7 protein-coding genes are annotated in these 5,723 nt (G+C 59.5%); all 7 read right to left on the bottom strand.

Annotated features, from left to right (window positions below; translation table 11 throughout):
- Positions 1 to 544: DUF4823 domain-containing protein (locus DBR18_RS07535; RefSeq protein WP_256588612.1), on the bottom strand; the 544-nt coding region annotated here is incomplete at its 3' end.
- 170 nt (positions 545 to 714) lie between these two features.
- Entirely contained in the window at positions 715 to 1,683 is a 969-nt protein-coding gene (locus tag DBR18_RS07525) for a GTP 3',8-cyclase MoaA (protein ID WP_103484729.1), read from the bottom strand.
- A gap of 137 nt (positions 1,684 to 1,820) precedes the next feature.
- Positions 1,821 to 2,459 (bottom strand): TetR/AcrR family transcriptional regulator, encoded by a 639-nt coding sequence (locus DBR18_RS07520; RefSeq protein WP_007950805.1) that lies wholly within the window; start codon positions 2,457 to 2,459, stop codon positions 1,821 to 1,823.
- 459 nt (positions 2,460 to 2,918) lie between these two features.
- On the bottom strand, positions 2,919 to 3,710 hold the full coding sequence (locus DBR18_RS07515) for a TatD family hydrolase (RefSeq protein ID WP_108589871.1): 792 nt from the start codon (positions 3,708 to 3,710) through the stop codon (positions 2,919 to 2,921).
- Between the two features lie 15 nt (positions 3,711 to 3,725).
- Positions 3,726 to 4,082, bottom strand: coding sequence for a PilZ domain-containing protein (locus DBR18_RS07510; RefSeq protein WP_064588676.1), 357 nt, complete (start codon positions 4,080 to 4,082; stop codon positions 3,726 to 3,728).
- Between the two features lie 42 nt (positions 4,083 to 4,124).
- Entirely contained in the window at positions 4,125 to 5,108 is a 984-nt protein-coding gene (locus tag DBR18_RS07505; RefSeq protein WP_108589870.1) for a DNA polymerase III subunit delta', read from the bottom strand.
- Positions 5,101 to 5,723, bottom strand: a 623-nt coding sequence (tmk, locus tag DBR18_RS07500; protein WP_108589879.1) for a dTMP kinase, incomplete at its 5' end; no start/stop codon positions are given. The genes tmk and DBR18_RS07505, both read right to left, overlap by 8 nt.

Below are 5,723 nucleotides of genomic sequence, written 5' to 3'. Positions count from 1 at the left end.
CTTCAGGCTTGTTGTCGTGGAACGTCAGTAAACCGCCACGACTCTTGATCCGTGCAGTATCAATCAAATACTGGGTGCTGGTCTCGATCAACATGATCTGAATCACGCCGCCGTCGATGCCCAGGCGATCCACGGCTTCCTGATCGAGCCACTCATCGGAGTTGCCGATACGGTCGTCAGCCTTGGCAAAACGGGTGTACAGCAGGTAGTGCGCGCCGGCATCGCGGGCTTCGCCCATCGCCTGATCGAGGCCTTCCGGCGCCCGGGCGCGACGCACCATCGGGAAATATTCGACAAAACCCTTGAAGGCTTCTTCAGCCACCACGTTCGGGCGCGGATAGGAGCCACCCGGCGGCGCAAACGCGCCCTGAGCGATGTAGATGAACGAGTCCGGCTGAATGCGGAAGTTGTTCACCCGGCGGCTGTCGCTGTGATCCAGCAGCCCCGCGTCGCTCATCTGATAGCGAGTGCCTTCGGCCATATCGCTGACAGTCATACAGCCGCCAAGCGCCAAAACGGCCAGCAGCAAAACCAGGCTACGCATCCTCATCCTCCAGAGGCCGGTGACGGAAAACCGGCGAATGGCCGTTGGATGCAGCTTTTGCGCCAGCTCAGGAAATTCGTTGATTGTAAGATCGTATTCGCGAGCAAGCTCGCTCCCACAGGAGAATGCATTCGAAATGTGGGAGCGAGCTTGCTCGCGAAAGCGGTTGTTCAGCCGCCGATGATCTTCATGACGGTCGCACCACCGGAGAACGCCACTTCCTGCTTGTCGCCCAGCGCCTTGACCAACAGACGCTGCAGCGCCGGCAATGCCTGATGGCGCGGCTTGTCGAGCAGATCACCGACATAGTGACGGTTGCTCGACGACAGGCAGCCGTGCAGCCAGCCCGTCGACGACAGGCGCAAGCGCGAACAGGTTCGGCAGAACGGCACACTTTCGTTGGCGATCACGCCGAAATGGCCGAGACCCGGGATTGCGTAGCGCACAGCCGTGGCGTCCACCGGCGCATCGGCCTGGGCGTACTCATAACGCTCGCCGATCAGGCTCAGCAGTTGCTGCAGGCTGACGAATTGTTGCAGGAAGGCATTGGAGTCGGTGGCGAGGTGGCCCATGCGCATCAGCTCGATGAAACGCAGCTCGTAGCCACGTTCCAGGCAGTAATCGAGCAGCGGCATCACCTGATCCAGATTCTGCCCGCGCAACGGCACCATGTTGACCTTGATCTTCAATCCCGCCGCTTTGGCCTGATCCATGCCGTCGAGCACGGTCGCCAGATCGCCGCCGCGAGCAATGCTGCGAAACGCGCCAGCATCCAGCGTATCGAGGGACACGTTGATCCGACGCAAACCGGCATCCACCAGCAGCGGCAGTTTTTTCGCCAGGAGTTGACCGTTGGTGGTCAGGCTGATGTCTTCCAGGCCCATCTTGCCGACGGCGCTCATGAAAGATTCGAGTTTGGGGCTGACCAGCGGCTCGCCACCGGTGATGCGCAAGCGTTCGATGCCGGCGGCTTCGATCAGATAAGCCACACCGCGGGCCATGGCCTCGGCCGACAGTTCATCCTGCGCAGCCACCAGCCGCTTGCCGTTGGGCACGCAGTAGGTACAGGCGTAATTGCAGGCTGAGGTCAGGCTGATGCGCAAATTGCGAAAACGCCTGCCTTGACGGTCAACGATCATGATCACTCCGGCGATAGAATTTCGAGCCGCTAAAACTTGACTCACAAATCAAGTTTTAGCAAGCCCTATGCCTGAGTATATTCCTGCGGTACTGCGTCATGTAGCGAAATCATGGCGCGATAAAGCCGCTGAATGATTCAGCTGCTCGGGGTTTCCGGGTCGCGCTTGCGCTTGTTGCCCATGCGCACGCCGATGTCCATCAGGAACTGGAAGAAGCCTTCCTGATCTTCCAGCACATTGCTCCAGAACGGCGAGTGATACAGCGCCACCGCGCCGTGCACCAGCGCCCAGGACGCGCAGTAGTGGAAATACGGCGGCACATCTTCAAGCTTGCCTTCGCTGATCCGGCCCTTGATGAGCAAGGTCAGGCGTTCGAAGTTCGAGGCGCGGATCTTGTGCAGCTCCTCGACCATTTCCGGCACCTGATTGCCTTTTACGACCTTCTCTTCGAGCCGGTCGAACAGGCGATAGCGCTGCGGGTCGCGCATGCGGAATTCGAAGTAGGCACGGGACAGCGCTTCCTTGTCCTTGTCGACATCGGCCGAATGCAGCAGCTCGTTCAAATCGCGCTCGTAATCGAGCATCAGCCGCAGATAGATCTCGGCCTTGGATTTGAAATGCTTGTAGATCGTGCCTTTGCCGATACCAACGGCATCAGCAATCATCTCGACGGTGACACTGTCTTCACCTTGTTCGAGGAACAGCTTGAGCGCGGTATCGAGAATTTCTTGCTCGCGGCGACGAAACTCACGGACCTTACGAGGTTCTTTGTGCATAAGAAAAGGTCTGTAGGGGTCAAAATTCGAAGCCGCGTATTATGCCTAACTTGCGCAAAAATGCACGGATCATCCGACCATATCTGTGTTTCTTGTTCATTTTGCGAACGCCAGGGGCGTAATGAGAACTCAACTGAAGCGCACGTATTCCAAATTTGTTTAAAAACCCCAACCACTCAACTGGACTGAACGCCAGACTGATCAATACTTGAACTGTCGGGCGGCATCTCCCCCAAGTGCCGTGCCGGTAAAGGTACCAAGGGACCGCGTGCCTTTGTTTTACTCCTAATGGTCTTAACCCGGATTCACCCCCCAGAACCCGGGTTTTTTTTGCCTGGAATTTGGTGAAAAAACCCTGTCACTTACGTACATCGCACCTGTAGGAGCTGCCGCAGGCTGCGATCTTTTGATTTTGACTCTTTAAAAACAACGTCAAAAGATCGCAGCCTGCGGCAGCTCCTACATGGACGATTTAACACTCGCCAAGGGAAACAGGCGCTTGAAGTTCTCGGTAGTCTGCTCGGCGAATCGCTCGTAGTTTTCGCCGCGCAGCATCGCCAGAAACTCCGCGACTTCGCGCACGTATTGCGGCAGATTCGGCTTGCCGCGATAAGGGATCGGCGCGAGATACGGCGAATCGGTCTCCACCAACAGACGATCGGCCGGCACCTTGCTCGCCACGTCGCGCAGTGCATCGGCATTGCGGAAGGTGACGATGCCGGACAGGGAAATGTAATAACCCATGTCCAGCGCCGCTTTGGCCATGTCCCAGTCTTCGGTGAAGCAATGCAGCACACCGGCCTGGGGCAACGCCGCTTCACGAAGCAACTCGAGGGTATCGGCGCGGGCGCCACGGGTATGGATGATCACCGGTTTGCCGGTCTGCTGCGCCGCTTGCAGGTGCAGGCGGAAGGATGCCTGCTGCAGCTCGGCGGCTTCCGGTTCGTAGTGGTAATCGAGGCCGGTCTCACCGATTGCCACCACTTTCGGGTGATTGAGTTCGTGCAGCAACCAGTCCAGCGCCGGCGCCGCGCCCGGCTGTACATCCAGCGGATGCACGCCGACCGAGCAATCGACGTCGTCATAGCGTTCGGCGAGGGATTTGACGTCAGCAGCGTTATCGGCGCTCACGCCGATGCACAGAAAGTGCCTTACCCCACGCTGGCGAGCGGCATCGAGTGCGGCATCCAGCGAGCCGTCATGGGCGGCGAGGTCGAGGCGATCAAGGTGACAATGGGAATCTACGAGCATAAAAGGGACTGCAACTTACATCGTATGAGTGGGACGGTCGGACTTCAGCGCTCCGGCCAGATGGGTTTCGATGCGACTGCGGGCGGTGTTGTCGCCATCATTGAATTGCACGCCGACACCGGCTGCGCGATTGCCTTGGGCGCCCTTGGGGGTGATCCAGGCGACCTTGCCGGCCACCGGAATTTTCTCCGCCTCGTCCATCAGGTTGAGCAGCATGAACACCTCGTCGCCCAACTTGTAGCTCTTGTTGGTCGGGATGAACAGGCCACCGTTCCTGATGAACGGCATGTAGGCGGCGTACAGCACCGATTTGTCCTTGATGGTCAGGGACAGGATGCCGTTGCGCGGCCCCGGGCTCATGGGTTCATTCATGTTGACCTCCACTGCTGATGTTCAGAGTCTAGGTACACATTCTTATCTTTGACCAGGCAATCCCGCCCATTGCACCAATAACGCTTCCAGCAACAACGCCGGATTGAGGTTGGCTTTGCTCAGGACTTTTTGCCGTTGGGCAAGAATCCAGTCTTGAATATCGAGAACTTTGCCCTGCGCACTTTTCTGCGCCAGATACTGCACCACTTTGCGCATATCGGTCAGCCCTAGGCCATTTTCATCCTGGGTGAGCTGATACCGCAGGATCAGGCTCGACCAGTCGCAGAACCAGTCGAACAGACGCAGCATCGGAATGTTTTTCCATTCTTCGGCCAGTTGCGTCGGCGATTGCTGTTGCTTGAGCAGCTTCTTCACCCCTTCGACCACCTGCGCCCGCTGTTCGCGCACGCCCTGGGACTGCAGGCTGACCGCCGCCAGTGGCGAACCGGCCGCCAGCGTCAGCAATTCGACGCGCTCCTCTGTGGAACACTCCGGCAGCGCCTGCGCCAGCCATTGCAGGCTCATGGCCTCGCCCGGCAACGGACATGCCTGCTGCACGCAACGGCTCTTGATCGTCGGCAGCAAACGGCTCGGCTGGTGGCTGACCAGCAACAACACGGTATCGCCGGAAGGCTCCTCAAGGCTCTTGAGCAAGGCGTTGGCCGCGTTGATGTTCATCGACTCCACCGGTTCGATCAGCACCACCTTGCGCCCGCCCAGTTGCGCGGTCTGCACCACGAAACTGACCAGATCGCGCACCTGATCGACCTTGATCGCCTTGTCGGCTTCTTCCGGCTCCAGGATGTAGTTGTCCGGGTGGCTGCCGGCCTTGAGCAGCAGGCACGATTTACATTCGCCGCATGCCTCGGGCGTCGGACGCTGGCACAGCAGGCTGGCCATCAGGCGTTCGGCCAGCGCGCGCTTGCCGATTCCGGCCGGGCCATGCAGCAGATACGCGTGGGCGTGCTGACTGCGTCCGGCCAGTTGCTGCCAGAGGCTGTCCTGCCATGGATAGGCCTCAGCCACGAGTCAGCTCCAGCAGGTTCGGAATCAAGGTATCCAGCGATTGCTGAACCTTGACCAGAGGCTGACCGGCATCGATGCGTACATAGCGCGCCGGATCGGCTTCGGCACGCTCAAGAAAGGCATTGCGCACCGCTTCGAAAAACGCCCGGCCTTCCAGCTCGAAACGATCCAGACGGCCACGCGCACTGGCGCGGGCCAGGCCGATTTCCACTGGCAGATCGAAAATCAGCGTCAGGTCAGGACGCAGATCGCCCTGTACGAAAGTCTCCAGCGCGGCAATACGCTCCAGCGACAAACCGCGACCGCCGCCCTGATAGGCATACGTCGAGTCGGTAAAGCGGTCGCACAGCACCACCGCACCGCGAGCCAGTGCCGGGCGAATCACTTCAGCCAGATGCTGAGCGCGCGCAGCGAACACCAGCAACAGCTCGGTATCGGGGTTCATGACTTCGTCGGCAGGGGCCAGCAGCACCTCGCGGATGCGCTCGGCCAGCGGCGTGCCGCCAGGCTCACGGGTCAGCACCACCTCGATACCTTCGGCGCGCAGGCGCTCGGCGAGGTACTCGCGGTTGGTGCTCTTGCCGGCGCCTTCCGGGCCTTCCAGGGTAATAAACA

This window comes from Pseudomonas sp. HMWF021 (genome assembly GCF_003061005.1).
In the GTDB taxonomy this organism is placed as follows: Bacteria; Pseudomonadota; Gammaproteobacteria; order Pseudomonadales; family Pseudomonadaceae; genus Aquipseudomonas.
Note: the sequence above shows the minus strand (reverse complement) of the source record. Positions and strands in the feature narration are given on the sequence as shown.